A 25,971-nucleotide genomic window follows, 5' to 3' on the forward strand; every position below is an offset into this window, starting at 1 on the left:
GGCCCTCACATCCGGAAGACGCCGAAGCCACCCTCGGCGCCCTTCACTGGTCCGTTGTGGATCGCCGACAGGCTCAGCCCGAGCACCGTGCGGGTGTCGCGCGGGTCGATGATGCCGTCGTCGTAAAGCATGCCGGAGAGGAACATCGGCATCGATTCCGCCTCGATCTGGTTCTCCACCATCGTGCGCATCGCGGCGTCGTTTTCCTCGCTGTACTCCTGGCCCCGGCTCGCGGCCGCGGCACGGGCCACAATGGACAGCACGCCGGCCAGCTGCGCGGGTCCCATCACCGCCGACTTCGCGCTCGGCCAGGCGAACAGGAACCGCGGATCGTAGGCCCGGCCGCACATCCCGTAGTGCCCGGCCCCGTAGGACGCTCCCATGAGGACGGACAGATGCGGCACCTTGGAGTTCGACACCGCGTTGATCATCAGCGCGCCGTGCTTGATGATGCCGCTCTGCTCGTATTCCTTGCCGACCATGTAGCCGGTCGTGTTGTGCAGGAACACCAGCGGCGTGTCGATCTGGTTGGCCAGCTGGATGAACTGCGCGGCCTTCTGCGATTCCTCGCCGAACAGCACGCCCTGTGCGTTGGCCAGGACTCCCACCGGATACCCGTGGATGCTCGCCCATCCGGTGACCAGGCTCGGCCCGTACAGCGGTTTGAACTCGTCGAAGTCCGAACCGTCCACGACGCGCGCGATCACCTCGCGCGGGTCGAACGGGATCTTCAGGTCCGTCGGCACGATGCCCAGCAGGTCTTCGGCGTCGAACACCGGCTCGGCGTAGTCCGGTTTGGCCGCCGGGCCCTGTTTGGTCCAGTTGAGCCGCTTGATGATGCTGCGGCCGAGGCGGATCGCGTCCTCCTCGTCGACCGCGAGGTAGTCGGCGAGCCCGGACGTGCGCGCGTGCATTTCCGCGCCGCCGAGCGATTCGTCGTCGGATTCCTCGCCGGTCGCCATTTTGACCAGCGGCGGCCCGCCGAGGAACACCTTCGCGCGTTCCTTCACCATCACCACGTAGTCGGACATGCCCGGCAGGTATGCGCCGCCCGCGGTCGAGTTGCCGAACACCAGCGCGACGGTCGGCACCTTCGCCGCCGAGGACCTCGTCAGATCACGGAAGATCCGGCCGCCGGGGATGAAGATTTCCTTCTGCGTCGGCAGATCCGCGCCGCCGGATTCGACGAGGTTGATCACCGGCAGCCGGTTCTGCGCCGCGATGTCCGCCGCCCGGAACGATTTCTTCGTCGTCCACGGGTTGCTCGCGCCGCCCTTGACCGTCGGATCGCTGGCCGAGATCAGGCATTCGACGCCTTCCACCACGCCGATCCCGGTGATCACGCTCGCGCCGACCCGGTAGTCCGAGCCCCACGCGGCCAGCGGCGACAGCTCCAGGAACGGCGAATCCGCGTCCAGCAGCAGTTCGATCCGTTCGCGCGCCAGCAGTTTGCCGCGCTTGCGGTGGCGTTCGACATACTTCTCGCCGCCGCCGGCGACCGCCTTGGCCTGCTCGGTGTCGATCTCCGCGAGTTTCTCCAGCATCGCCTCGCGGTTCGCGGCGAACTCGTCGGCGCGAGTGTCCACGGTGGACCTGATAGTGGTCATGCGGTGTATCCCAATCGCTTCGCGGCCAGTCCGGTCAGGATTTCGGTGGTGCCGCCGCCGATGCCGAGAATGCGGACGTCGCGGTAGTGCCGCTCCACTTCGGACTCGCGCATGTAGCCGAGCCCGCCGTGCAGCTGTACCGCCTCGTTCACGACCCATTCGGCGGTCTGCACCGCGGTGTTCTTCGCGAAACACGCCTCGGCGATCACTTCCTCGCCGGAGACGTGCCGGAGCGCGACCTGCCGGGCATACGTCCGGGCCACGTCGACCTTGCAAGCCATCTCGGTGAGCTTGTGCTGCACGAGCTGCCGCGAGATCAGCGGACGCCCGAACGTCTCGCGCATCCGGCACCAGCCCAGCGTAAGGTCCAGTGCTCGTTGCGCGTGCGCATACGCTTGCACCGCCAGCGAAAGCCGCTCGGTCACGAACTGCGTGGCCACCTGAGCGAATCCGCTGTTCTCCGCACCGACCAAGTTCTCCGCCGGCACGCGAACGTCCACATAAGACAGCTCTGCGGTATCGGAAGCCGCCCAGCCCATCTTCTCCAGCTTGCGCGACACAGTGAATCCCGGCGTCCCGCGCTCCACCACAATCAGCGAAAGCCCATGCGCGCCCGCCTCGCCGGTCCGGACCACTGTGGTCACGAAGTCCGCGCGACACCCGGAGGTGATGAACGTTTTGGCCCCATTGACCACATATTCGTCGCCTTCGCGCACCGCGGTGGTGCGAATCCCGGCGACGTCCGATCCGCCGTCCGGCTCAGTGACCGCCAGCGACCCGATCTTCTCGCCTTCGAGAGTCGGCCGCACCCAGCGTTCGATCTGCACCGGGTCGCCGGCCTCGACGATGTGCGGCACCGAGATCCCGCAGGTGAACAGCGAAGCGAACAGCCCGCCGGACCCGCCCGCGTAGTGCATTTCTTCGGCGACCACGAGCGCGTCGAGGTAATTGCCGTCGCCACCGCCCGCGGACTCGGGGAACGCGACCCCGAGCAGCCCCAGCTGTCCCGCCTTGCGATGCAGCTCGCGCGGCAGTTCCCCGGCCCGCTCCCAGTCGTCCAGGTGCGGCAGCACGTCCTTCTCCACGAACCGGCGCACCGTCGCGCGCAATTCGGTGCGTTCCGGCGTGCGGAACGGATCCACGGTCACAGCAGTGCCTCCGGGACGTCGAGTTCGCGCGCCCGCAGCCATTCGCCGAGCGCCTTCGCCTGGGGATCGAACCTGGCCTGCGAGGCGACACCGTCGCCGAGGATCCCCTCGACCACGAAGTTCATCGCCCACAGGTTCGGCAGCAGATGCCGGGTGACCGGCAGCCCTTCGGTTTCCGGCAGCAGACGGCGGAACTCCCCGACCGTCAGCCGGTGCACGAGCCAGCGCCACGCCTCCTCGGACCGCACCCACACGCCGAGGTTCGCGTTGCCGCCCTTGTCGCCGCTGCGCGCCCCGGCCACGAGCCCGAGCGGGACCCGCCGCACCTTGTCCGCCCGCAACGGTTCCGGCAACGCCGGTTCGTCCACTTCGGACAGCTCAAGCGTCTCGCCTGCAGGCGCTATATCCACTTTGGACCCGTCCGGCAGCACCGCGACATGCGGCACCGCGCCAGCGTCCACATAGGCCGCCGAATAGACCCCGAACGGCGCGGCCTCCGAAGGCGGTGCGGTAACGTGGAATCCCGGATAGCTCGCGAGCGCAAGCTCAATCGCCGCCCCGCTGAACGCCCGTCCGGCGATCTTCGGATCATTGTCCTTCACCGCGACATGCAGCAGCGCGCTGGCGCGTTCCTCGGTGTCGGCGTCCGCGTGATCGGTGCGGGCGAGGGTCCACCGGACCTCCGCGGGCGGCCGCTTCGCCAACGCGCCTTCCAGCTGTTCCCGTACCAGCGCGGCTTTCTCTTCGATGTCCAGTCCAGTAAGGACGAACGTCGTCTCGTTCCGGAAGCCGCCGAGCCGGTTGAGGCACACCTTCAACGTCGGCGGCGGCGCTTCCCCGCGAACCCCGCTGATCCGCACCCGGTCCGGCCCGTCGTCAGACAACGACAGTGCGTCAAACCGCGCTGTCACATCAGGATTCGCATACCGCGCGCCGGTAATCTCGTACAACAGCTGCGCCGTAACGGTTCCGATGTTCACCACACCACCGGTGTCCGGATGCTTCGTGATGACGCTGGAGCCATCCGCGTGGATCTCCGCGAGCGGGAACCCCGGCACGCCGATCGGCTGCTCGCGGAAGAACGCGTAATTGCCGCCAGTCGCCTGTGCGCCGCACTCGATGACATGCCCCGCCGCGACCGCTCCGGCGAGCGCGTCGTAGTCGTCGCGGGCCCAGCCGAAGTGCGCCGCCGCCGGCCCGACGATCACCGACGCGTCCGTGACCCGCCCGGTCACCACCACGTCCGCCCCGGCCTTGAGGCATTCCGCGATCCCCCACGCGCCGAGATAAGCGTTGGCAGTCAACGGTTTCCCGAAGCCGAACTCGTCCGCGCGGGCGATCAGGTCGTCGCCCTCGACGTGCGCGACACTGACGTCGAGACCGAGCTTCGCGACCAGTTCGCGCAGCGCGTCGGCGAGCCCGGCCGGGTTGAGCCCGCCCGCGTTCGCGACGATCCGGACGCCCTTGTCCTTCGCCAGCCCGAGATTCTCCTCCATCTGCCGGAGGAACGTCTTGGCGTAGCCGCGGGCCGGGTCCTTCATCCGGTCGCGGCCGAGGATGAGCATGGTCAGCTCGGCGAGATAGTCGCCGGTCAGGACGTCGAGCGGGCCGCCGGTGAGCATTTCCCGCACGGCGGAGAACCGGTCGCCGTAAAACCCGGACGCGTTCCCGACGCGCAACGGCGCGCTCACGCGAACTGCCCCGGCTCGCGCCCCGCCCCCGGCGGACCGGCGAACGCCTGCGCGATGCCCAGCCATTCCTCTACGTCCGCGCCCGTCGCGACCAGATCAGTGTCCGCCGGATGCCGCCGCTGCGTCGCGACCAGGCAGAAGTCGAGCGCGCTGCCGGTGAGCCGCTGCTCGGCGTCTTCCGGCCCGAACGCCCACGTGCTGCCGTCCGGCGCGGTCAGCTCGACCCGGAATTCCTCGGCGGGCGGGGCCAGCGAATGGAGCTTGTACGCGAAATCGCGGGTGCGCGTGCCGAACCGGGCGATGTGCCACAACCGCTCGGTGGGCTCGCGCGTGACCCCGAGCGCGTCGGCGATGTCCTGGCCGTGCGCCCAGGTCTCCATCATCCGCGCGGTCGCCATCGACGCCGCACTCATCGGCGGCCCGTACCAGGGCAGCTTCTGCCCCTCCGGCACTGCCGCGAGCGCCTCGGCCAGCGCGGCACGCCCGGCACGCCACTGCGCCAGCAACTCGTCCGGCGGCAGCTCGGCGCCTTCTTCGGCACCCGCGTCGACATAGCTTTCGCCGATGCTCAGCAGGTTTTCGACCTCGGACTGCCAGTCCTCCGGCCGGCTGGCGGAGATCAGCGACTTGCCGTCGGTCCACGCGAGATGCGCGACCTGATGCGCGATGCTCCACCCCGGCGCCGGCGTCGGCCGCGCCCACCCGTCGGCGGGCAAGCCGGCGACCAGGTCGTCGACCGCCTGCGATTCGGCCGCGAGATCCCGGAGGATCCCCGCGAGATCAGCCATTCCTGCGCCTCCCTGCGTCCGCCGCACCACCTCGTGCGCGACCCAGCGTGGCCCCTGGAGGCAGAAAAATCAAGCGCGCATGATTGTTTTATCCGCCGCCGACGTTCCGTGAAGGACTCCTTGCGGGAATCTGAGTCCCGCGCCAGGGACTCAAGCCGCTCTGCCCCACGCCTGCCGGACCATCCACAAAGGACGCCAGAACCGCCGAAATGCCCGGTTGATACCCGCATGGCCATCTCCGAAGGTCCGCGAAGGGCACCCTGAGGGAATCAGAGTCCGTGAAGGTTCCCCTCACGGACGACCCGACCCGAGCGCGCCAGCCGCCGAGAGCCGCGCTGACCCTGGCCAGCCCTTCGACCTGGTCAGACGAGCCTCTACGGCAACCCCGGCGCCGCCTTAATCCCTGGCATCGGAATCTGAGTCCCGCCAGGAGTCCTTCACGGGCAGCGGGTCAGCCGTGCGCGGTGTCGATCACGCAGAACCGGTTGCCCTCCGGGTCGGCCAGCACCACGAAGTCCGGATCCGCCGGGTAGTGCGGCCACTCCACCCGCCGCGCCCCCAGCCCCACCAGCCGCTCGATCTCCGCCGCCTGGTCCGCCGCGTCCCCCGCGTACAGGTCCAGATGCACCCGCGGCACCTCCTGCACCGGCACCGAACTCCGCTGGAACGCCACCCGCGTCCCGGCGCCGCCTTCCGGCACCAGCACCACGAAGTCCGTCGCGTCGTCCCGCCGCACGTACCCCAGCGCCGCGCTCCAGAACGCGACCGCCCGCTCCATGTCGTCGACTCCCAGCACCACCGTGCCCACTGTCAGCATCGCCCCAGCATGCCCGCAGAAGCACGATGTCGACGGCGTCCCGACCACTCCCGTTGCCCGTCGGATCCGGCACGCGGCACCAAGGTCCGTGAAGGACTCCTTGAGGGAATCTGATTCCTTCAAGGAGCCCTTCACGGACCTCCGCGGGAGCAGAGCCCCAAACGCCGAGCGCTATTGACACCGTGAAAACAAGCGCCCTACCGTCACTCCATGGACTCCTACGCGGAGATCACCTACGAGGTCGCCGCCAAGGTCGCGACCGTCCTGCTCAACCGCCCCGAGGCCCGCAACGGCTACACCACCCGGATGGCGGACGAACTGGCCCACGCCCTCGACCGCGCCGACCGGGACGAGGACATCCGCGCGGTCGTGCTCGGGACCACCGGCAAGGACTTCTCCGTCGGAGCCGACCTCTCCTCCGGCGGCTTCGACTTCGGCGACCGCCCGCCGGACGACTGGCAAGAACCCGCAGGCCGCGTCTCGAAGCGGATCTTCACCATGAACAAACCCGTGCTCGCCGCCCTGCGCGGGGCGTCCGTCGGCGCGGGGATCACCATCACGCTCTCCTGCGACTACCGGTTCGCCTCCACCGACTCCAAGTTCGGCTTCGTCTTCACCCGCCGCGGGATCTACCCCGAAGGCGCGTCCGCGTGGTTCCTCCCCCGCCTCGTCGGCATGGGCGCGGCGGTCGACTGGATGGTCAGCGGACGGCTCTTCGGCCCCGACGAAGCGCTCCGGTCCGGGCTCGTCCACCAGATCCACGACCCCGGCGACGTCCTCGCGCAAGCCCAAGAACGAGCCCGAGAAATCGCCGAGACCACCTCCCCGGTCGCCGTCGCGGTCACCCGCCAGCTGCTCTACCGGATGGCCTCGGCCCCCTCGCCGTTCGACGTCCACGAGGTCGACTCGAAGCTCATCTCCCAGCTCGGCGCCAACCCCGACGCCGTCGAGGGCATCGCGTCGTTCTTCCAGAAACGCCCGCCCGAGTTCCCGTTGCGCGTGGACCGCGACCTCCCGCCGTACCTGCCGTGGGTCGGCGAATGACCGAGTACCCGCCCGAACCGTGGCACCTCACCGCCGACGCATACCTCTCGATATGGCGAGTCCCCGTCGGCGAGCTGCCCGAGCTGCCCGCCGGAGCCAAGCCCCTGCTCCTCGGCAGTCAGGCCGCCGTCTTCACCGCCTGGATCGACTACCAGCCGCCCGGCCAGCTCAGCTATCACGAACTCCTCTCCTGCGTCGCCGTGCGCGGGCGCGGGCTGGCCGCGTCGATCACCGACATCTGGGTCGACAGCGAGGTCTCGCGCGCGGGCGGGCGCGAGTTATGGGGCATTCCGAAGGAAATCGCGTCCTTCACCTTCACCGGCGGGCGCACCTTCACCGCGGCGACCTCCGGCGACTGGATCGCCACCGCCGCCTTCACCCCGCGCGCCGGGCTCCCGATCGCCCTCCCGGTACGCTTCGAGATCGCTCAAGCCCGCAACGGCAGCCCGCTGCGTACCCCGGTCGAGTGGCGCGCGAAGCCGCGCGCGGCGGCCGCGGACTGGTCGGTCAACCCGGCCGGGCCGCTGGGCTGTCTGGCCGGTAAACGGCCCGTGGCCAGTGCCGCACTGGACGCCACGAAGCTCCGTTTCGGATCTTGCCCTCGGTGATCGGATAACCCGCCAGGGTGAGAGTGACACGCCATACCTTGGGGCGCGTGCGAGCCCCCACCCCAACATGTAGTCTCTGGGAACCGGCAGCCCCCAGCGACGGGGAGACCGCTTGAAGAGGGCGGCCGGACCGTTTCGACGAAACCGCAGCGCACGGCCTTGACCGGCTGTGTGCCGCTCGAACGCGCCCATTTCGAGGAACTGTTGGAGACACGCATGTCAGTGGATACCGGTCAGCGGCCGCCGTCGGCGGCGGAGGGGGCCCCGAGCGCGGTCCGCGTCATCCGGCGGGACGGAAGCGTCTCGCCCTTCGACGCGGGCAAGATCTCGGTGGCGCTGACCAAGGCCTTCCTCGCGGTCGAGGGCGGCGACGCCGCCGCGTCCTCCCGCGTGCACCACGTGGTCGCGGAGCTGACCGGGCAGGTCGAGGCGGCGCTGCTGCGCCACACCGGCCCGGAAACCGCGCTGCACATCGAGCAGATCCAGGACCAGGTCGAACTCGCCCTGATGCGCGGCGAGCACCACAAGGTCGCCCGCGCCTACGTCCTCTACCGCGACGAGCGCACGAAGGCCCGCGACGCCGCCGCGCCCGCTTCCGCCGAGGTCGCGCTGAGCGTCAAGGGCGCCGACGGCTCGCTCCGCCCGCTCGACTGGGCCCGCGTCTCGCACGTCGTCGGCGAGGCCGTCGCCGGGCTCGAGGACGTGTCCGCCGAGCCGGTGCTGGCCGAGGCCAAGCGCAACCTCTACGACGGCATCACCGCCGACGAACTGGCGCTCGCGCAGATCATGGCCGCGCGCGTGCTCGTCGAGCAGGAGCCGAACTATTCGTTCGTGTCCGCCCGGCTGCTGCTGGACAAGCTGCGCGGCGAAGCGCTGAGCTACCTCGCCGGCACCCCGCGCCAGGCCAGCCAGGACGAGATGGCGACCGAGTACGCGCCGTACTTCCGCGCCTACCTGCGCCGCGCCGTCCAGCTGGAGCTGGTCGACGCCGAGCTGACCCGGTTCGACCTGGACAAGATCACCGCCGCGATCCGCCCCGAGCGCGACCTCGACTTCGGCTTCCTCGGCCTGCAGACGCTGTACGACCGGTACTTCCAGCACCACAACGGCGTCCGGTTCGAGCTGCCGCAGGCGTTCTTCATGCGGGTGGCGATGGGCCTGGCGATCCGCGAGGACGACCGCGAAGCGCGCGCGATCGAGTTCTACGAACTGCTCTCGACGTTCCACTTCATGGCGTCCACCCCGACGCTGTTCAACAGCGGCACCAACCGCGCCCAGCTGTCGTCCTGCTTCCTGACCACGGTGGACGACGACCTGGACTCGATCTTCCAGGCGTACAAGAACAACGCGCTGCTGGCCAAGTACTCCGGCGGCCTCGGCAACGACTGGACCCCGGTCCGCGGCCTCGGCGCGCACATCAAGGGCACCAACGGCCAGTCCCAGGGCGTCGTGCCGTTCCTGAAGATCGCCAACGACACTGCGGTCGCCGTCAACCAGGGCGGCAAGCGCAAGGGCGCGGCCTGCGCGTACCTGGAGACCTGGCACGTCGACATCGAGGAATTCCTCGACCTGCGCAAGAACACCGGCGACGACCGGCGGCGCACGCACGACATGAACACCGCCAACTGGGTCCCGGACGAGTTCCTGCGCCGCGTCGAGGCGAACGCCGAGTGGACGCTGTTCTCGCCGAACGAGACGCCGGACCTGCACGACCTCTACGGCAACGCGTTCGCCCAGCGCTACCGCGAGTACGAGGCGGCCGCCGCGCGCGGCGAGATCAAGGTGTTCCGCAAGGTCCGCGCGGTCGAGCTGTGGCGGCGGATGCTGACCATGCTGTTCGAGACCGGCCACCCGTGGATCACCTTCAAGGACCCGTGCAACCTGCGTTCGCCGCAGCAGCACGTCGGCGTCGTGCACTCGTCCAACCTGTGCACCGAGATCACGCTGAACACGAACACCGAGGAGGTCGCGGTCTGCAACCTCGGCTCGGTGAACCTGCTCAAGCACGTCACTCCGTCCGGTTTGGACACTGAGCGGCTCGAGAAGACCGTGCGCACCGCGGTCCGGATGCTCGACAACGTGATCGACATCAACTTCTACACGATCCCGGAGGCGCGCCGCTCCAACCTGCGCCACCGTCCGGTCGGCCTCGGCATCATGGGCTTCCAGGACGCGCTGTTCGAGATCGGCGTGCCGTTCGCGTCCGCCGAAGCGGTGAAGTTCGCCGACGTCTCGATGGAGCACCTCTCCTACTACGCGATCTCGGCGTCGACCGATCTCGCGCAGGAGCGCGGCCAGTACCAGTCGTTCGAGGGTTCCTTGTGGAGCAAGGGCATCCTGCCGATCGACTCGATGCAGCTGCTCATCGACGCCCGCCAGGGCGACGGCCTCGACGTCGACACCTCCACGACGCTGGACTGGGCCCCGCTGCGCGAGCGCGTCAAGACCGTCGGCATGCGCAACTCCAACGTGATGGCGATCGCGCCGACCGCGACGATCTCCAACATCTCCGGCGTCGGCCAGTCGATCGAGCCGCTGTTCCAGAACCTGTACGTCAAGTCGAACATGTCCGGCGACTTCACCGTCGTCAACCCGCACCTGGTCAAGAGCCTCAAGGCGCGCGGCCTGTGGGACGAGGTCATGGTCAGCGACCTCAAGTACTTCGACGGCAGCCTCGGCCAGATCGACCGCGTCCCGGACGACCTCAAGGCGCTGTACGCGACCGCCTTCGAGATCGAGTCGAAGTGGATCGTGGACGCCGGTTCGGTGCGGCAGAAGTGGATCGACCAGGCGCAGTCGCTGAACCTGTACATCGCGGCCCCGAGCGGCCGCAAGCTCGACGAGCTGTACCGCTACGCCTGGCACAAGGGCCTCAAGACCACGTACTACCTGCGGGCGCAGTCCGCGACGCACGTGGAGAAGAGCACCCTGCGCGGCACCGACGGCAAGCTGAACGCCGTGTGAACCACCCCGACCCCGGCCGCTCCGCCCGCCGCCGCCCCGGCCGCCGCGCCTTCCCCGGCCCCGTCGCCGTCGCCGTCCGCCGCGGTCCCGGCCGCCGCGCCGTCGCCGTCGCCCGCCGCGGCCGTCCCGGCGGAGCCGAAGGAGATGCCGAAGACCGACGTCGACTTCGTCGCCGCCGAGGGCGCTGCCTGCCGGATCGACGACCCCGACTGCGAAGCCTGCCAGTAAGGAACCCTGAACCATGACGAACGTGGAAACGACCGACGCGACCGGCCTCGGCGAGATCGAGGTCGGCGCGGCCCGGATCAACGTCGACGACAAGCGGATGATCAACGCGCGCGCCGACGTCAACCAGCTGCTGCCGATGAAGTACCGGTGGGCCTGGGACAAGTACCTCGCGGCGTGCAACAACCACTGGATGCCGACCGAGGTCGCGATGCAGGCCGACATCGCGCTGTGGAAGTCGCCGGACGGCCTCACCGAGGACGAGCGGCAGATGCTCAAGCGCAACCTCGGCTTCTTCGCCACGGCGGAGTCGTTGGTGGCCAACAACATCGTGCTCGCGGTGTACCGGCAGATCACCAACCCGGAGTGCCGCCAGTACCTGCTGCGCCAGGCCTTCGAGGAGGCCGTGCACACGCACACCTTCCAGTACATCTGCGAAAGCCTCGGCCTGGTCGAGGGCGAGCTGTTCAACATGTACCGCGAGGTCCCGTCCATTTCGGACAAGGACGCGTGGGCGCTGAAGTACACGCAGAACCTGGAGAACCCGGACTTCGAGACCGGCACGCCGGAGGCCGACCAGGCGTTCCTGCGCGACCTCGTGGCGTTCTACGTGATCTTCGAGGGCATGTGGTTCTACACCGGTTTCGCGCAGATCCTGTCGCTGGGCCGGCGGAACAAGATGGTCGGCATCGCCGAGCAGTACCAGTACATCCTGCGCGACGAGTCGATCCACCTGAACTTCGGCATCGACTGCATCAACCAGATCAAGATCGAGAACCCGCACCTGTGGACCGAGGAGTTCCAGGCCGAGGTGCGCGGCATGCTGCAGGACGCGTGCGAGCTCGAGGTGAAGTACGCCCGCGACACGATGCCGCGCGGCATGCTGGGCCTGTCGGCCGACCTGTGCGAGCAGTACATGCACTTCATCACCGACCGCCGCGCCCAGCAGATCGGCCTGACCCCGATCTACGGCGAGAACGAGAACCCGTTCCCGTGGATGTCGGAGGCGATGGACCTGAAGAAGGAGAAGAACTTCTTCGAGACCCGCGTCATCGAGTACCAGTCCGGCGGAGCGCTCGACTGGGACTGATCCCGCTCTCCGGGATCCGCGTCCGGCTTGTGCCGGATCCGCGCCGGAACCGCTAAGCTCGGCCACGCCACTGGTTCGCCAGTGCGTGGCCGAGCTTTTTTCGCCTGGTCGCGCATCGGCGAGGCAACAGGGAACCCGGTGCGAATCCGGGACTGCCCCGCAGCGGTATGTGGGAACGAAAGCCGTCACCGCGAAAGCGGTAAAGCACTGGGCGCCAAGCCCGGGAAGCGACGGCCGGTAGGCACGAGCGACACGCCCACGAGTCCGAATACCTGCCACTGGCACGCACGCCGACGGCGTGCGTGAGTCCGGGCCTCGCGGGAAAGGCACGACCGAAGCACAGCGGTTTCCGCGTGCCCGGGCTCTTCCGGCGAGCACGTGAGGATGCATGCTGTGACCACGATCGGCACCACGATTCTCGGCTACCCGCGAATCGGCCCGGCCCGCGAACTGAAGCGGGCCTTGGAGTCCTACTGGGCGGGAGAGAGCCCCGAGGAGGACCTCCTGGACACCGGCCGGCGCCTGCGCGAGCAAACCTGGACCGCGCTGCGCGACCAGGGTCTCGACTCGATCCCGTCGAGCACTTTCTCCCTCTACGACCAGGTCCTCGACACCACCGCCCTGTTCGGCGCACTACCGGAACGCTTCACCCGCCTGGGCCTGTCCCCACTGGACACCTACTTCGCCGCCGCACGCGGAGTCCCGGACGCACCCGCGCTGGAAATGACGAAGTGGTTCGACACCAACTACCACTACCTAGTCCCAGAACTAGGCCCGGACTCCCGCTTCACCCTCACCGGCGCCGCTCCGCTCGACGAGGTCCGCGAGGCTCGCGCACTCGGCATCACCCCGCGCCCGGTACTCGTCGGACCAGTCACCTTCCTGCTGCTGGCCAAGTCCACCGAACCCGGCTTCACCCCGCTGGAACTCCTGGACACCCTGCTGCCCGCATACGCCGAACTCCTGGGCAAACTGGCCGACGAGGGCGTCGAGTGGGTCCAGCTGGACGAACCAGCCTTCGCAGCCGACCGGACAACACCGGAGTTCAACGCACTCACCCGCGCCTATCACTGGCTGGCCAAGGAAAAGCACCGCCCGAAGCTGCTGGTCGCCGGATTCTTCGGCGGACTCGGCCGCGCGCTAGGCGTACTGGCCCGCTCCCCCATCGAAGCGGTAGCCGTCGACCTGGTCACCGACGCGTCCTTTGTAGACAAAGTAGCCGCGGAAGGAGCGTTGCGAGACAAGGAAGTACTAGCCGGAGTAGTGGACGGCCGCAACGTCTGGCGCACCGACCCCGGCGTCGCGCTAGCCCGCGCAGCACGACTGAGGGACACCGCAGCACACGTAAGCATCTCCACGTCCTGCTCCCTGCTGCACGTGCCTTACGACGTAGCAGCGGAAACGACCCTCGACCCACGCCTTAAGAGCTGGCTCGCGTTCGCCCGGCAAAAGGTAGACGAGGTCGTCCTCCTCGGCCGGGCATTGCGCGGCGAAGACGTAGACCTCGGCCCCGCGCGAGCCGCAGTCGCCGACCGGGCCAGCGCCAAGGAGTTGAACGACGCCAACGTCCGAGCACGCGTCGCAGCACTCCGACCAGAGGACACCGTCCGCCAACCGTATCCCGAACGCGCTGCAGCACAACAAAAAGCGCTGAACCTGCCCCCACTGCCGACCACCACGATCGGCTCCTTCCCGCAGACCGGCGAGGTGCGCCGGGCCCGGGCCGCCCACCGCGCGGGCAAGCTCGACGACACCGGCTACCGCGAAGCGATGCGCACCGAGATCGAGCGCGTCGTGCGGCTGCAGGAGGACCTCGGCCTCGACGTCCTCGTGCACGGCGAACCCGAGCGCAACGACATGGTCCAGTACTTCGCCGAACAGCTGGCCGGGTTCGCGGCGACCGCGGCGGGCTGGGTCCAGTCGTACGGCTCCCGGTGCGTCCGGCCGCCGGTCCTCTTCGGCGACGTGTCCCGGCCGGCGCCGATGACCGTCGAATGGGCGCGGTACGCGCAAAGCCGCACCGACCGGCCGGTGAAGGGCATGCTGACCGGTCCGGTCACGATTCTGGCCTGGTCGTTCGTCCGCGACGACCAGCCGCTGGCCGACACCGCGCGGCAGGTCGCGCTGGCCGTCCGGGACGAGGTCGCGGACCTGGAGGCGGCCGGGATCCGCATCGTGCAGGTCGACGAACCCGCGCTGCGCGAACTGCTCCCGTTGCGCGCGGCGGACCGCGAGGCGTACTTCGGCTGGGCGGTGCCCGCGTTCCGGCTGGCCACCTCGGGCGTCGCGGAGACCACGCAGATCCACACGCACATGTGCTACTCGGAGTTCGGCGACGTGCTGCCCGCGATCGACGCCCTCGACGCGGACGTCACCAGCATCGAGGCCGCCCGCTCGAAAATGGAGGTGCTCGCCGATCTGACCGAAGCGGGCTTCGGCCGCGGAGTCGGGCCCGGGGTCTACGACATCCACTCGCCGCGCGTGCCGGGCGAGGACGAGATGACCGGCCTGGTGCGCACGGCGCTCGGCGCGGTTCCGGCGGAGCGGCTGTGGATCAACCCGGACTGCGGCCTCAAGACCCGCGGTTACGCCGAGGTCGAGCCCGCGCTGCGGCATCTGGTCGGCGCGGCAAGGGAACTGCGCGCCGGACCTCGCTGACGATCCCGGTGCCGGGCGGCTCTGTCGCCCGGCACCGGCCCGAGGATCACCCGAACGGCACGGCCCGCAGGTATTGTCATCGCGTCAATAACGCGGGACCGTGGACGCGGCCGATACCCTGGCCGGGAGGTGGTCGCCATGGCGGACGTGACCGGACAACCGGGAATCCCGACGGCGGGCGGCGCGCTCGGCAAGGTCGTCCACGCCGGGAGCGACGGCGTCACGAAGCTTTCCGAAAACCTGCGCGGCCGGATGCCGCCGCTGACCGCGATCCCGTTGCCGCGCAAGGTGGACGAACGCTGGCTGGGCGCGCACTGGCCGGTCCGCGAGCTCGCGCCGCCACCCCAAGGCAGCGGCCTGAAGCCGATCCTCGGCGACGACGGGCCGCCGCTGATCGGCCACACCCTCGACGGGATGCGGTTCGGCCTCGACTTCAGCCTGCGCCGCTTCGGGCAGTTCGGCCCGGTGTCGTGGATGGGCGTCTTCGGCCAGCGGCTCGTGACACTGTCCGGCCCCGAAGCCACCCAGGCCGCGCTCGTGAACAAGGACAAGGCGTTTTCCCAGGAGGGCTGGAAGTTCTTCATCGAGCGGTTCTTCGAGCGCGGGCTCATGCTGCTCGATTTCGGCGAGCACCACCTGCACCGGCGGATCATGCAGGAGGCGTTCACCCGCGACCGGCTCCGCGGCTACGTCGCGCAGATGGGCCCGGCGCTGCGCGAAGGCGTCGCCGCGCTGCCGTCCGGCCGTCCCCAGCTGTACTGGGCGTTCAAACAGCTGACGCTGGACGTCGCGACGCAGGTTTTCATGGGCATGCGGTCGGCCGCCGACGCGGAACGCATCAACCGCGCGTTCGTGGCCGCTGTGCGCGCCGGTACCGCCGTGGTGCGGTATCCGGTGCCTGGCGGCCGCTGGGCCGCGGGTTTGCGCGGCAGGCGGACGCTGGAGCGCTATTTCGGCGAGAACCTGGCGGCGAAGCGCGACGCGGACGGCGACGACCTGTTCTCCGCGCTCTGCCACGCGGCCTCCGAAGACGGCGATCGGTTCAGCGACGCCGACATCGTCAACCACATGATCTTCCTGATGATGGCCGCGCACGACACGACCACCATCACCGCCAGCGCGATGGCCTACTACCTCGCGAAGCACCCGGAATGGCAGGACCGCGCCCGCGAGGAGTCGCTGCGCCTCGGCGACGACCTGCCGGACCTCGACGCGCTGGAAAGCCTCGAAACGCTGGACCTGGTGATGAAGGAGGCGCTGCGGCTGCGCGCGCCGGTGCCGTCGCTGGCGCGAAAGACCACAAAGGACACTGCCGTCCTCGGCCATTACCTGCCGGAAGGCACGATGGTCGCGGTTTCGCCGACGCTGAACCACTACTCCCCCGAACACTGGACCGATCCGCTGCGCTTCGACCCCGAACGGTTCGGCCCGGACCGCCGCGAGGACAAGTCGCACCGGTTCGCGTGGATGCCGTTCGGCGGCGGCGCGCACAAGTGCATCGGGCTGCAGTTCGGCGGCCTGGAGGTCAAGGCGCTCATGCACGAGCTGCTGCGGGCGCACCGCTGGTCGGTGCCCGAGGATTACGTGGCCAAGTGGGATTACGTCTCGCTACCGGTGCCCGCCGACGGACTGCCGGCCCGGTTGGCCTATCGTTGACGGCCGCCGAGCGGGACAGAAAGGTCGACGACTGGAGACAAAACCGCAGTACAGGCCACCTTCGTGTACTCAAGGTGACTTGATGTCACCAGTTGTGTAGTGCTCATCACTCGTTCAGCCGGTAGACACCCTGTTTGGTCCGTGATGCCGTGGCATCACTTGCGGCCAACTCGTACCCAGTGTGGGTCCTCGGACTCCCCGCACCGGTCCTGAGCTGGCCTTTGTCCGCGTATGAAGAGGTGGAGTGTGCCGGAGCCTGGTGCCATGCCAGGGTTGGTCGACGTCGCGCGCAAGTACGCGGCGACGCTGACTGACACCAACGGAGTAACGCTCCCTCCCGCCGAGGTGGAGCGGATGCTGCTCGACTTCGCCGGCGAGGTCGCCGCGCGTCCCGAGGACACGGGCGCCACGCGGCGCTTCACCGCGCTCTTCGCCTCCGCCCCGCTCGGCATCGCGCTCACCGACCCGTACGGCACCGTCGTCGAGGCGAACGCCGCGCTGGCCACCCTGCTCGGCACGACCACGACCGCGTTGCGGGACAAGCACATCGCCGATCTCGCCGCCGGGCCGCAGGACGCCGACCGGCTGCGCGGCGCGCTCGACGGGCTGCCGCTCACCGCCGACGCCCGCCGGACCGTCCAGAGCGTGCAGCTCGGCCACAGCCGCGACGGCGAACTCACCACGAACGTGACGATCGCGTCGCTGCCCGGCGACCGGCCCGGCACGTACTTCCCGGTGTTCATGGCCGCCGATGACGACGACCTGCACCTGCTCGGCGAACGGCTGCGGCACCAGAACCTGCACGATTCGCTCACCAGACTGCCCAACAGCGCCGCGTTCACCGCCCAGCTGGAGGTCGCGCTCGGCTCCGGCGGCTCCGCCGAGATCGCCTTGCTGTACCTGGACATCGACGGGTTCAAGGTGATCAACGACGGCCTCGGCGCCGGCATGGGCGACCTGGTGCTGAAGGCGATCTCGCGGAAGCTGACGGCGGTGTTCGCCGGCCACCACGACGGCTACGTCGCCCGGCTGTCCGGCGACGGGTTCGCCGTGCTGCTGCGCGGCCCGGAGCTGACCGCGAGGAAGACGGTCGACCTGGCCGACCAGGTGCTGGAGGAACTCAGCGAGCCGGTGTACGTCGACGGGCACGGCATCGGCGTCAGCGCGAGCATCGGGATCGTCGTGCGCCCGGCGAACGAAGGCACCCACGGCGACCTGCTGCGCGCGGCCGAACTGGCCCTGCACCGCGCGAAAGAAGCGGGCAAGGCGCAGTGGATGCTGTTCGACCCGGACGCCGACGAACGCGACCGCAACCGGTATCAGCTCGGCGCGGTGATCGCGGGTGCGCTGGAGAACGGCGAGTTCTCGCTGATCTACCAGCCGACGGTCAAGCTCGCGAAGCAGGACGAGATCGCCGCGGTGAACGCCGGTCTGCTCTGGAGCCATCCCGAACGCGGCGAACTCGGCCCCGAGGAGTTCTACCCGCTCGCGCAGACCACCGGCATGACGGTGCCGCTCGGCAAATGGCTGCTGCAGGAGTCGCTCGGCGCGACCGCGCGCTGGCGCGAGCAGTACGGCCCGGCCGCGCCGGACGTCTGCATCCGGCTGCCGAAGCGGCTGGCGATCGACCCGGATCTGGTGCTGCTGGTCAAGAACCAGCTCGACCGCCACCGCCTGCCCGCGCGAGCGCTGCGCCTGTGCACCGACCGCGCGTCGATGTTCGACGGCGACGGCGAGGTGCTGGACTCGTTCACCGTGCTCGCCGAACTCGGCGCGCAGCTGGTGCTCACCATCTCCGGCTCGTCGGATCTGGAGCTGATCCCGCGGCACCAGCTCCCGGTCAAGCACGTGATCCTCAGCGGCCCGGTCGTCGACGCACTCGGCGGAGACGACCCGGCCGAGACCGACGTGCGGCACCTGTCGCAGCTGGTCACCCGCGCGAAGGAACTGCAGCTGCGCATCGGCGCGGAAGGCGTGCGCGACGCCAAGCACGCCGAACGCCTGCGGGAACAGGGAGTGCTGGCGGCACGGGGTTCGTTCGTGACGGAGTCCGCGACGGGCGACGAAGTGGACGAGATGATCGCGCGGCACGCCAGCTGACCGTCTTCAGGTCCGTGAAGGACTCCTTGAAGGAATCTGATTCCCTCAAGGAGTCCTTCACGGACCGGTCCGCCACGGGCGCCACTGGCCGGAGCCGTCGACGGTGCCCAGCTGCTGGTCGGCGAAATGCACCCCGAATCCGAAGACGCCGTCCCTGGCCAGGTATTCGACGAGCCGACGGCGCGAGCGTTCGGCAGCCGCCCGGTCGGCGTCGAGCACGACCTCCCAATCCGGGTGCTCGACCTGGACCGGCGAGTGCATCGCGTCGCCGAACGCCACGATCTCCCGGCCGTCTCCGGAGTCGAGGATCCAAGCCGTATGCCCGGCAGTGTGCCCGGGCAGCGACCAGGCCCACACGCCGTCAGCGATCTCCTCGCCGTCGGACACCGTGACGGCGCGTTCGCCGTGCCCGGCCAGCACCGCCGGTTCGCCTTCTCCCAGCACCCATCGGGCATGGGGAAACAAGCTTCGCCCGCCCTCGGCCGCGTCCGGCCGCGCCCAGCCGCTGTGGTCGTCGTGGAGGTGGGTGAAGGCGACCGTGTCGAGCCCGGCCGGGTCCACGCCGAGTCCGGCCAGTGCCTCCGGGAGGCTCCGCACGTGGTGGAACGAGTCCTGGAAATGCGCGATCTCCTCGCCGGAGATGCGCCCGTGGCCCGCGTCGATCAGCAGCCGGGTCCGGCCGCGTTCGACGAGCAGGGCTCCGCAGCCCATGGCCAGGTGGCCGCCCGGGGTCGTGTGGGGCGTTTCCCAGTCGTCCTCGGTCGAGCGCGGGTAGACCCGGGTCGGGATCATCGCGACGGCCGCGTCGGGGACGTAGCTCAGGGTGAGTTCGCCGATGGTGCGGGTCCAGAGCCCGGGCATCCGGGCCGCCGGGTGGTCAGGGGTTGGCTGCGCGCTGGTCACAACGGGCCTTTCTGGTGGTGGTCAGGATTCGAGTTGCGGGATCGGGGTTTCGGCCGCGGGCAAGGGATCGGACGGACTCGGCCGGCGGAGTTCGAGCACCCAGATCCCGATGCCCGCCAACGCGACCACCGCGCCGAGCCCGCAGACGCCGAGCCATCCGACGACCGGGTAGAGCGCCGCGGTCACCGCGGAAGCTAGTGCACTGCCCAGGAAAGAGGCGACCATCAAGGCGGTCGTGACCCGGCTCCGGGCGTGCGGAGCCCGCTGGTAGATCGCGCTCTGATGGCTGATCAGCAGCGACTGCTGCGCGAGATTGACCGCCATGATCCCGACGATCAGCGCGGTCACGCCGACGGCTCCGCCGACACCGGCGATCGCGAGAATTCCCCAGCTGAGCAACAGCAAGAGCACTCCGGCCGTGCCGACCTGCCGTCCACGGCCCTGGTCCGCGAGCCGCCCCGCCACGACCGCGGCACCGGCCCCGGCGATCCCCGCGAGACCGAACAGCCCGATGGCGGCCGGACGGTAGCCGTACGGCGGATTGGCGAGCAGGAACGAGGACGCCGTCCAGAGGATGGTGAAGGCGGCCATGCCCGCTGCGGCGAGTCCCATCCGCCTGCGCAGCAACGATTCCGTGCGCACCAGGTGCGCGACCGACCGCAGCAGCCGCGGATACGGCGTCCGCTCCGGCGCCGGAACCCGGCGCAGCACCAGCCGCAGGACCACGGCGAGCACCGCCATCAGCACCGCGGCGACGACGAACACCAGCTGCCAGCCGCCGATCTGGGCGAGCAGCCCGGCGACGACGCGGGCGATCATGATCCCGATGAGCAGCCCGCTCATCACCGTGCCCACCACGGAACCGCGCTCGTGGTCCCCGGCCAGCGACGCGGCCATCGGCACCACGATCTGCGCGACGGCGGAAGTCACCCCGACGACGCCGATCGCGGCCAGCAACGGCCCGAGCGACGGGGACGCCGCCGCACCCAGCAGCGCGACCGCGGTCAGGCCGAGCAACAGGCTGACCAGACCGCGCCGCTCCCGCACGTCTCCCAAGGGCACCAGCAGTGCCAGCGAGAGCGCGTATCCGACCTGCGAAGCGGTGACCACCAGCCCTCCCGCCGCCTCGGAAACGCCCAGCGCCCGGGACAGGACCGGCAGCAACGGCTGCGCGTAGTAGATGTTCGCCACCGCCGAGCCGCAGACCACCGCCAACAGCCACACCGTCGGCCTGCTGAGCCTTTCCCGGCTCGGCCTTACTTCTGGATCAACCATGCCAGAAATGCTACCCACGGATCGGCAGATATTCGGAACGATCGATCCAGAAGTGTCCGGGAGCACATCCCGGCCGGACATGTGGACCGCAAGATCTACAATTGGGCGACCAGGCGACACGGGAGGGCTTCGATGGTGCGCACCGGACGGCCGCGCGCGTTCGACCTCGACCAGGCGCTGGAAGCGGCCTTGCTGGTCTTCTGGGAGCACGGGTACGAGGCGACGTCGCTGGCACAGCTGCGCGAGGCGCTCGGTGTGTCGTCCGCGAGCTTCTACGCGGCTTTCTCGTCCAAGGAAGACCTGTTCGTGCGCGTCGTCGAGCGCTACATGTCGGGCTACGGAACGGTGGCCAGCCATCTCGCCGACGAAGACCGCACGCCGCGGGAGGCGATCGAACGCTTCCTGCGCGCCTCAGTGGCCATGCAGACCGACGCCGCGCACCCGCTCGGCTGCCTCCTGATCATGACCGGCACGCTCACCGGCCCGGCCAACGCCCGCGTCCGCGCACTCCTCGCCGGCTACCGGGACGTCCAGCGCCGGAACCTCCTGGCCCGCATCGAACGCGCCGTCGCCGACGGCGAACTCCCGGCGGACACCGATGCGACGGCACTGGAAACGCTGTTCCACATGTTCGTCGCGGGCATCTCCACCGAGGCCCGCGACGGCGTGCCCGCCTCAACGATCGACGGCGCGCTAGACCACCTGATGCGCCTGTGGGACTCCCTCGCCCGCTAACCTCCCCCGCAAGCCAACCCGAAAGGCCCCTCCGCGATGCAGCCTGGCGACCTCGCCCCCGACTTCACCCTCCCCGACGACCAGGGCGTCGAACGCACCCTGGCGGACTTCCTTGCCGACGGCCCGGTCGTGCTGTTCTTCTACCCGGCCGCGATGACGAGCGGCTGCACGGCGGAAAGCTGCCACTTCCGAGACCTGGCGGCAGAATTCGCCGAGGCGGGCGCGCAACGTGTCGGCATCAGCCCGGACGCGGTCGGCAAGCAACGCGAATTCTCCGCGAAGCACGGGTTCGACTATCCGCTGCTGTCCGATGTGGACGGTGCGGTGGCCAAGCAGTTCGGGGTGTGGCGCAAAATCCTGCCCCTGCACACGAAACGGCAGACGTTCGTGATCGGTGAGGACCGACGGGTGCTGGACGTGATCAAGAGCGAACTGAACTTCACCGCGCACGCTGATCGGGCGTTGCGCACGCTCCGGGACCGCGCGGACGCCTGACCCGCTCCGCTCCCGCCAATGTCCGTGAGGGGAACCCTGAGGGACTCTGATTCGCTCAGGGTTCCCCTCACGGACATCCGGCGCCGGTCGGCACCGCTCGCGGCCGGGGGACGGGACCAGCGTTACGCGGGCCGGTCGAGCCGCCACACCACATTCACCCCGCTGCACCCCGAAGGCAACGGCGGCTCGGCAGCTTCCTCCCCCACCCGAACAAACCCCAGCCGAGCCGGAACCGCCCCGCTGCGCGCATTCTCCGCATCATGCTTGATCAGCACATGCGTAGCCCCCAGCTGCCACGCCAACGAGACCAGCACCGTGCTCGCCCGCGTCACATACCCCTTGCCAGTCTGCGACTTAGCCAGCCAGTACCCGATCTCCCGACCGTCGCCCCGGCGCATCAGCCCGCTGCTGCCCGCCAGCTCACCGTCCGGGCCGAAGACCGCGTAGTGGTGCGCTTCCCCGCTCTCCCACTGCTCCCCGGCGTGCCGGATGAACTCGTCGCCCTTGGCCTGGTCGTAACCGTCGATCGCCCAGGGCAGCCAGGGGCTGATGTGGTCGAGCGATCCCACGACCGTGTCCACGAGCAGGTCCCGGTGCTCCGGGCGCCAGCGGACGAGGGTGACCACGCCGTCGGTGAGAGTCTCCATGCCGTCATCCTGACAGCAGAAACGGCGGCGGGCCCGCGAATTTCGCGAAGCCCGCCGCCGTTGCCAGAAAACTCAGTTCAGCACGATGTCCTTCGGCACCTCGGTGTCGTTCTTCAGCGCGTCGAACAGCCGCGCGGACTTCTTCTTGTCCCAGTGCTGCGCCGACCCGTCGGTGATCGGCATCGTCGTGGTCGTGACGCCGTCGGACGAGATGCCGCGCATCGCGATCGCCAGGCCGGCCAGGTTGTGCACGTGGTCGCCGGTGTCCATGGTCAGCGCGTCCGGCGCGGAGCCGAGCAGCGGGAAGAAGTCGAACGGGTTCAGCAGCGTGCCCGGACTCGCCACCTGGCTCACCAGCGCGCCGATGAACTTCCGCTGGTTCGCGACCCGGTCGAGGTCCGAGCGCGGCGTCGCCTCGGCGTGCCGCATCCGGACGAAGCCGAGCGCCGAGCGTCCGTCGAGCTGCTGGCAGCCCGCCTTGATGTCGATGCCGGTCATCGGGTCGTTCATGTCCTTGTCGATGCACATGTCGACCCCGCCGATCGCGTCGACGATCTTCGCGAAGCCGCCGAAGCCGATCTCCGCGTAGTGGTCCATGCGCAGGCCGGTGGCCTGTTCGACCGTCTGGACCAGCAGTTTCGGCCCGCCGAGCGCGAACGCGGCGTTGATCTTGCTGGTGCCGTGGCCGGGGATCTTCACCTGCGAGTCGCGCGGCAGGCTCAGCAGCGTCGGCTTCGTCGAGTTGTCCGGGAGGTGCGCGATCATCATCGTGTCGGTGCGCTGCCCGCCCGCCTCGCCCTTGTCGCCGGTGGCGAGGCGCTCCTCGTCCTCCGCGGTCAGGCCCTCGCGGCTGTCCGAGCCGACGATCAGCCAGTTCGTCCCCGACGCCGCGGCCGGGCGCCCGGCGTAGTCGCCGATCGCGTCCACCCGGTTGATGGAGAACTCCAGGTACGCCCAGACCGCGCCGACGAACAGCACGAACACGATCAGCAGCGTCAGCAGGATCTTGCCGACGCTCCACCGCCGTCGCCGGCGTGGCCGCGGCTGCTGGCCGCCGTACTCCGGCGGGTCCTGCCGCGGCGGCCCGGGCGGCGGGGGCGGAGCCTCGCCGCGCGCGCCCATCGGCCGGGTGCGGGCGTCGTACGGGCTCTGCCCTCTGCCCGGCAGCGGCATCATCTGCGCCCGCTGCTGCTGGCGCGGGCGTGCGGGTGGCTGCGGTGGCCGGGGCGGCATCCGCCGCCTGCCGTCGTCGCCTCCGTACGTCATGGGCCTGTCTCCCCGATCCGGTGTGCGGCCGCGCGGTGTCCCCGCGCGGTCCTCCTGCGGTGGACGTGCGGGACCCTACGCGGGTTGTCCCGGAGGGGAGAGGCCGCCTCAGCGCGGGTCGGCGAACCCGAACTGGTGGACCTTCAGATGCCCGGACCGGAACCCGGCCTCGGAGTAGGCGAGGTAGAACTCCCACATCCGCCGGAACACGTCGTCGAACCCGAAGCCGCGGATGTCGTCCCAGCGCTGCTGGAAGCGGTCCCGCCACAGTTTGAGCGTGCGGGCGTAGTCCTGGCCGAACTCGCGCATCCCGGCCAGCTTCAGCCGGGTGTTCTCCCGCATCCCGTCCTCGATCGCCTGCACCGACGGGATGATGCCGCCGGGGAAGACGTACTTGTGGATCCACGTGTAGGACTTGGCCGAGGCCAGCATCCGGTCGTGGTCCATGGTGATCGCCTGCAGGCCGAACTGCCCGCCGGGGCGCAGCCGCTTGCCGATCGTGGAGAAGAACGTGGGCCAGTAGGACGCGCCGACCGCCTCGATCATCTCCACGCTGACCACCGAGTCGTACTCGCCGGTGGCCTCGCGGTAGTCGCACAGCCGCACGTCGACGCGGTCGGACAGGCCCGCCTCGGCGATCCGCGCGTCGGCGAGCACCTTCTGCTCCTGCGAGATGGTCAGCGACGTGACCTTCGCGCCGCGCGAGGCCGCGCGGATGGACAACTCGCCCCAGCCGGTGCCGATCTCCAGCACCTCGCTGCCCTCGCGCACGCCCGCGTAGTCGAGCACGCTGTCGAGCTTGCGGTGCTGCGCCTGGGTGAGGGTGTCCCCGGGGCCGAACAGCGCCGAGGAGTACATCATCGACTCGTCCAGGAACGTGCTGAACAGGTCGTTCGACAGGTCGTAGTGCCGGTGGATGTTCGACCGGGCTCCCTCGATGGTGTTCTCCTCCGCGGACGGCTGCACGCGCTCGGCGAGCCGGCGGAACCGCTGCAGGAACGGCGGCACGAGCGTGGACAGCCGCTCGGCGAACGGCGTGAGGACGCCGGCCAGGTCGTCGGCCGTCCAGTCGCCGACCAGGTACGCCTCGCCGAAGCCGATCTTCGCGTCGGCGCCGAGCCGGTGGAAGAACGCCGCGGGCCGGTGGATGCGCATCTCCGGCGCGTCCGGGCCGCCCGCGCCCAGCACCGTCCCGTCCGGGAACGTGACGCGCACGGCCAGCGATTTCACCGCGTGCCGGAACAGCGCCTCCGCCGCGCGCGCCCGCAACGGCGAATGCGGCGGCTCGGCGAGGCCGGGCCATCGGGATTCGTCGGGCACCGGCTGCGAGACCACCGTCGGATCGACTCGTGACGTGGACAAGACACTCCCTCCGAACGGGCTTTCGAGCCCTTCCCCATGATATTCCCGCTTCGCCCCCGCTGCCCTCGCGACCTGGCCGCGACCCCCGGTCATCCCGGGATGCGCAGCCGGTCGCCGGAAGGGCGGGACCAGGCCTGGCGAAGAGTCTCGTCCGTTTCCCCCGGTCCGATCCGGTCCAGTGTGAAAGCACACATCAGCCGGGTCCAGACCGCGGGACGGCGGATCATCGAATGGCCCTCCCCGGCGATCTCGAACCGGGCCACCAGGTCGGTGACCTCGCGGGCGCGCGCGGCGAAGGCGTAGGACTCGGCGGGCGAGGTCATCCGGTCGCGGGTGCCGTGCGCGATCAGCACCGCCCGGTCCGCCACCGCGTCCACCGGCTCGCCCGGCGGCGTCCACGGGGCCATCGCGCACACGCCGGTCACCGCAGGATCGTCGGCGACCCGCAGCGCGACCCGCCCGCCCATCGAATGGCCGACGAGGACCACCGGCAGCCCGGGATGGTCGGCGCGGATGCGGTCCAGCGCCCAGCGAGCGTCCGGCACCGGGCTTTCCAGCCGCCCGTTCCAGCCGTACAGCCGGTTGCGCATCAGCCGGACTTCCAGGCCGTGCCGCCGCCCGGCGCGGTGCAGCGACCGCGCGAGCGGCACCATCCGCTGGTACGCCAGCCGCCACGGCCGCACGACCGCGGTGCTGCGTTCGGCTCCGCCGTGCAGCACGAGCGCCACCGCGCGGGTCTGCCCGGGGGCCCGCCACACCCGCACGGCCGGATCCGATTGGCCGCCTTGCCGTTTCCCGTTCACCGGCACCCCCGTTTCGATCAACTCCACGGTAATCCACCACGAAGCGTGTCCACCCGATAGATTCGGTGCCCGGACCCGCGAGGAAGGGC

19 protein-coding genes, 1 pseudogene and 1 riboswitch are annotated in these 25,971 nt (G+C 69.7%); of the genes and pseudogenes, 9 read left to right on the forward strand and 11 right to left on the reverse strand.

All coding sequences use genetic code 11. The features are described from left to right. Window positions 1-5: 5 nt before the first annotated feature. The 5 genes from ACFSVL_RS30550 to ACFSVL_RS30570 all read right to left on the reverse strand — a co-directional run bounded on the left by ACFSVL_RS30550 (window position 6) and on the right by ACFSVL_RS30570 (window position 6,051). On the reverse strand, window positions 6-1,607 hold the full coding sequence (locus ACFSVL_RS30550) for an acyl-CoA carboxylase subunit beta (protein ID WP_378309028.1): 1,602 nt from the start codon (window positions 1,605-1,607) through the stop codon (window positions 6-8). Continuing rightward, the gene (locus ACFSVL_RS30555; RefSeq protein ID WP_378309029.1) at window positions 1,604-2,755 is read right to left on the reverse strand and encodes an acyl-CoA dehydrogenase family protein; all 1,152 of its coding nucleotides are present in this window, start codon (window positions 2,753-2,755) and stop codon (window positions 1,604-1,606) included. The genes ACFSVL_RS30550 and ACFSVL_RS30555 overlap by 4 nt, the downstream gene beginning before the upstream one ends. Further along, window positions 2,752-4,446 carry an acyclic terpene utilization AtuA family protein gene (locus tag ACFSVL_RS30560; RefSeq protein WP_378309030.1) on the reverse strand — a complete coding sequence of 565 codons (1,695 nt, stop codon included), beginning with the start codon at window positions 4,444-4,446 and terminating at the stop codon, window positions 2,752-2,754. The genes ACFSVL_RS30555 and ACFSVL_RS30560 overlap by 4 nt, the downstream gene beginning before the upstream one ends. Next, entirely contained in the window at window positions 4,443-5,234 is a 792-nt protein-coding gene (locus tag ACFSVL_RS30565) for a TIGR03084 family metal-binding protein (RefSeq protein WP_378309031.1), read from the reverse strand. Before ACFSVL_RS30565 ends, ACFSVL_RS30560 begins: the two co-directional genes overlap by 4 nt. Window positions 5,235-5,685: 451 nt before the next feature. Then, window positions 5,686-6,051 carry a VOC family protein gene (locus ACFSVL_RS30570; RefSeq protein ID WP_378309032.1) on the reverse strand — a complete coding sequence of 122 codons (366 nt, stop codon included), beginning with the start codon at window positions 6,049-6,051 and terminating at the stop codon, window positions 5,686-5,688. Between the two features lie 210 nt (window positions 6,052-6,261). Between ACFSVL_RS30570 and ACFSVL_RS30575 the strand changes: the two genes are divergently transcribed. The 7 genes and pseudogenes from ACFSVL_RS30575 to ACFSVL_RS30605 all read left to right on the forward strand — a co-directional run bounded on the left by ACFSVL_RS30575 (window position 6,262) and on the right by ACFSVL_RS30605 (window position 18,396). Further along, window positions 6,262-7,095 (forward strand): enoyl-CoA hydratase-related protein, encoded by an 834-nt coding sequence (locus ACFSVL_RS30575; protein WP_378309033.1) that lies wholly within the window; start codon window positions 6,262-6,264, stop codon window positions 7,093-7,095. Then, on the forward strand, window positions 7,092-7,703 hold the full coding sequence (locus ACFSVL_RS30580; protein WP_378309034.1) for an acetoacetate decarboxylase family protein: 612 nt from the start codon (window positions 7,092-7,094) through the stop codon (window positions 7,701-7,703). The genes ACFSVL_RS30575 and ACFSVL_RS30580 overlap by 4 nt, the downstream gene beginning before the upstream one ends. Before the next feature lie 216 nt (window positions 7,704-7,919). Further along, a pseudogene (locus ACFSVL_RS30585) lies at window positions 7,920-10,895 on the forward strand (ribonucleoside-diphosphate reductase subunit alpha). Window positions 10,896-10,908: 13 nt separating this feature from the next. Continuing rightward, window positions 10,909-11,982: a ribonucleotide-diphosphate reductase subunit beta gene (locus tag ACFSVL_RS30590; protein WP_134663605.1), complete on the forward strand. Its 1,074-nt coding sequence runs from the start codon at window positions 10,909-10,911 to the stop codon at window positions 11,980-11,982. A gap of 92 nt (window positions 11,983-12,074) precedes the next feature. Next, a riboswitch (cobalamin riboswitch) is annotated at window positions 12,075-12,276 on the forward strand. A gap of 90 nt (window positions 12,277-12,366) precedes the next feature. Further along, on the forward strand, window positions 12,367-14,640 hold the full coding sequence (gene metE, locus ACFSVL_RS30595) for a 5-methyltetrahydropteroyltriglutamate--homocysteine S-methyltransferase (RefSeq protein ID WP_378309035.1): 2,274 nt from the start codon (window positions 12,367-12,369) through the stop codon (window positions 14,638-14,640). 252 nt (window positions 14,641-14,892) lie between these two features. Then, window positions 14,893-16,296 (forward strand): cytochrome P450, encoded by a 1,404-nt coding sequence (locus ACFSVL_RS30600; protein ID WP_378309228.1) that lies wholly within the window; start codon window positions 14,893-14,895, stop codon window positions 16,294-16,296. 264 nt (window positions 16,297-16,560) lie between these two features. Further along, window positions 16,561-18,396: a diguanylate cyclase domain-containing protein gene (locus ACFSVL_RS30605; protein ID WP_378309036.1), complete on the forward strand. Its 1,836-nt coding sequence runs from the start codon at window positions 16,561-16,563 to the stop codon at window positions 18,394-18,396. Between the two features lie 57 nt (window positions 18,397-18,453). Here the strand turns inward: ACFSVL_RS30605 and ACFSVL_RS30610 are convergent, their stop codons facing one another. Together ACFSVL_RS30610 and ACFSVL_RS30615 are read right to left on the reverse strand one after the other, a co-directional pair. Beyond that, window positions 18,454-19,257: an MBL fold metallo-hydrolase gene (locus ACFSVL_RS30610; protein WP_378309037.1), complete on the reverse strand. Its 804-nt coding sequence runs from the start codon at window positions 19,255-19,257 to the stop codon at window positions 18,454-18,456. Window positions 19,258-19,320: 63 nt separating this feature from the next. Further along, the gene (locus ACFSVL_RS30615; protein ID WP_378309038.1) at window positions 19,321-20,574 is read right to left on the reverse strand and encodes an MFS transporter; all 1,254 of its coding nucleotides are present in this window, start codon (window positions 20,572-20,574) and stop codon (window positions 19,321-19,323) included. Between the two features lie 132 nt (window positions 20,575-20,706). On the opposite strand from ACFSVL_RS30615, the gene ACFSVL_RS30620 reads away from it, so the two are divergent. Both ACFSVL_RS30620 and ACFSVL_RS30625 read left to right on the forward strand, forming a co-directional pair. Then, window positions 20,707-21,309, forward strand: coding sequence for a TetR/AcrR family transcriptional regulator (locus tag ACFSVL_RS30620; protein ID WP_378309039.1), 603 nt, complete (start codon window positions 20,707-20,709; stop codon window positions 21,307-21,309). 36 nt (window positions 21,310-21,345) lie between these two features. Then, on the forward strand, window positions 21,346-21,804 hold the full coding sequence (locus tag ACFSVL_RS30625) for a peroxiredoxin (RefSeq protein WP_378309040.1): 459 nt from the start codon (window positions 21,346-21,348) through the stop codon (window positions 21,802-21,804). Between the two features lie 122 nt (window positions 21,805-21,926). Here the strand turns inward: ACFSVL_RS30625 and ACFSVL_RS30630 are convergent, their stop codons facing one another. The 4 genes from ACFSVL_RS30630 to ACFSVL_RS30645 form a co-directional block, all read right to left on the reverse strand. Further along, window positions 21,927-22,451, reverse strand: coding sequence for a GNAT family N-acetyltransferase (locus ACFSVL_RS30630; RefSeq protein WP_378309041.1), 525 nt, complete (start codon window positions 22,449-22,451; stop codon window positions 21,927-21,929). Window positions 22,452-22,523: 72 nt separating this feature from the next. After that, a complete protein-coding gene (locus ACFSVL_RS30635; RefSeq protein WP_378309042.1) occupies window positions 22,524-23,717 on the reverse strand; it encodes an LCP family protein in 1,194 nt (397 codons plus the stop codon). A gap of 108 nt (window positions 23,718-23,825) precedes the next feature. Further along, window positions 23,826-25,079 carry a class I SAM-dependent methyltransferase gene (locus ACFSVL_RS30640; protein ID WP_378309043.1) on the reverse strand — a complete coding sequence of 418 codons (1,254 nt, stop codon included), beginning with the start codon at window positions 25,077-25,079 and terminating at the stop codon, window positions 23,826-23,828. A gap of 89 nt (window positions 25,080-25,168) precedes the next feature. Continuing rightward, window positions 25,169-25,909: an alpha/beta hydrolase gene (locus ACFSVL_RS30645; protein WP_378309044.1), complete on the reverse strand. Its 741-nt coding sequence runs from the start codon at window positions 25,907-25,909 to the stop codon at window positions 25,169-25,171. Window positions 25,910-25,971: the final 62 nt, after the last annotated feature.

The organism is Amycolatopsis silviterrae, assembly GCF_042684085.1.
Classification (GTDB): domain Bacteria; phylum Actinomycetota; class Actinomycetes; order Mycobacteriales; family Pseudonocardiaceae; genus Amycolatopsis; species Amycolatopsis silviterrae.

Coding starts and splice junctions, on each gene's coding strand:
- ACFSVL_RS30550 (WP_378309028.1), bottom strand. CDS start 1,607: ATGACCACTATCAGGTCCACCGTGGACACTCGCGCCGACGAGTTCGCC.
- ACFSVL_RS30565 (WP_378309031.1), bottom strand. CDS start 5,234: ATGGCTGATCTCGCGGGGATCCTCCGGGATCTCGCGGCCGAATCGCAG.
- ACFSVL_RS30570 (WP_378309032.1), bottom strand. CDS start 6,051: ATGCTGACAGTGGGCACGGTGGTGCTGGGAGTCGACGACATGGAGCGG.
- ACFSVL_RS30575 (WP_378309033.1), top strand. CDS start 6,262: ATGGACTCCTACGCGGAGATCACCTACGAGGTCGCCGCCAAGGTCGCG.
- ACFSVL_RS30580 (WP_378309034.1), top strand. CDS start 7,092: ATGACCGAGTACCCGCCCGAACCGTGGCACCTCACCGCCGACGCATAC.
- ACFSVL_RS30590 (WP_134663605.1), top strand. CDS start 10,909: ATGACGAACGTGGAAACGACCGACGCGACCGGCCTCGGCGAGATCGAG.
- metE (WP_378309035.1), top strand. CDS start 12,367: ATGCATGCTGTGACCACGATCGGCACCACGATTCTCGGCTACCCGCGA.
- ACFSVL_RS30600 (WP_378309228.1), top strand. CDS start 14,893: ATGCCGCCGCTGACCGCGATCCCGTTGCCGCGCAAGGTGGACGAACGC.
- ACFSVL_RS30605 (WP_378309036.1), top strand. CDS start 16,561: ATGCCAGGGTTGGTCGACGTCGCGCGCAAGTACGCGGCGACGCTGACT.
- ACFSVL_RS30610 (WP_378309037.1), bottom strand. CDS start 19,257: ATGCCCGGGCTCTGGACCCGCACCATCGGCGAACTCACCCTGAGCTAC.
- ACFSVL_RS30615 (WP_378309038.1), bottom strand. CDS start 20,574: ATGGTTGATCCAGAAGTAAGGCCGAGCCGGGAAAGGCTCAGCAGGCCG.
- ACFSVL_RS30620 (WP_378309039.1), top strand. CDS start 20,707: ATGGTGCGCACCGGACGGCCGCGCGCGTTCGACCTCGACCAGGCGCTG.
- ACFSVL_RS30625 (WP_378309040.1), top strand. CDS start 21,346: ATGCAGCCTGGCGACCTCGCCCCCGACTTCACCCTCCCCGACGACCAG.
- ACFSVL_RS30630 (WP_378309041.1), bottom strand. CDS start 22,451: ATGGAGACTCTCACCGACGGCGTGGTCACCCTCGTCCGCTGGCGCCCG.
- ACFSVL_RS30635 (WP_378309042.1), bottom strand. CDS start 23,717: ATGACGTACGGAGGCGACGACGGCAGGCGGCGGATGCCGCCCCGGCCA.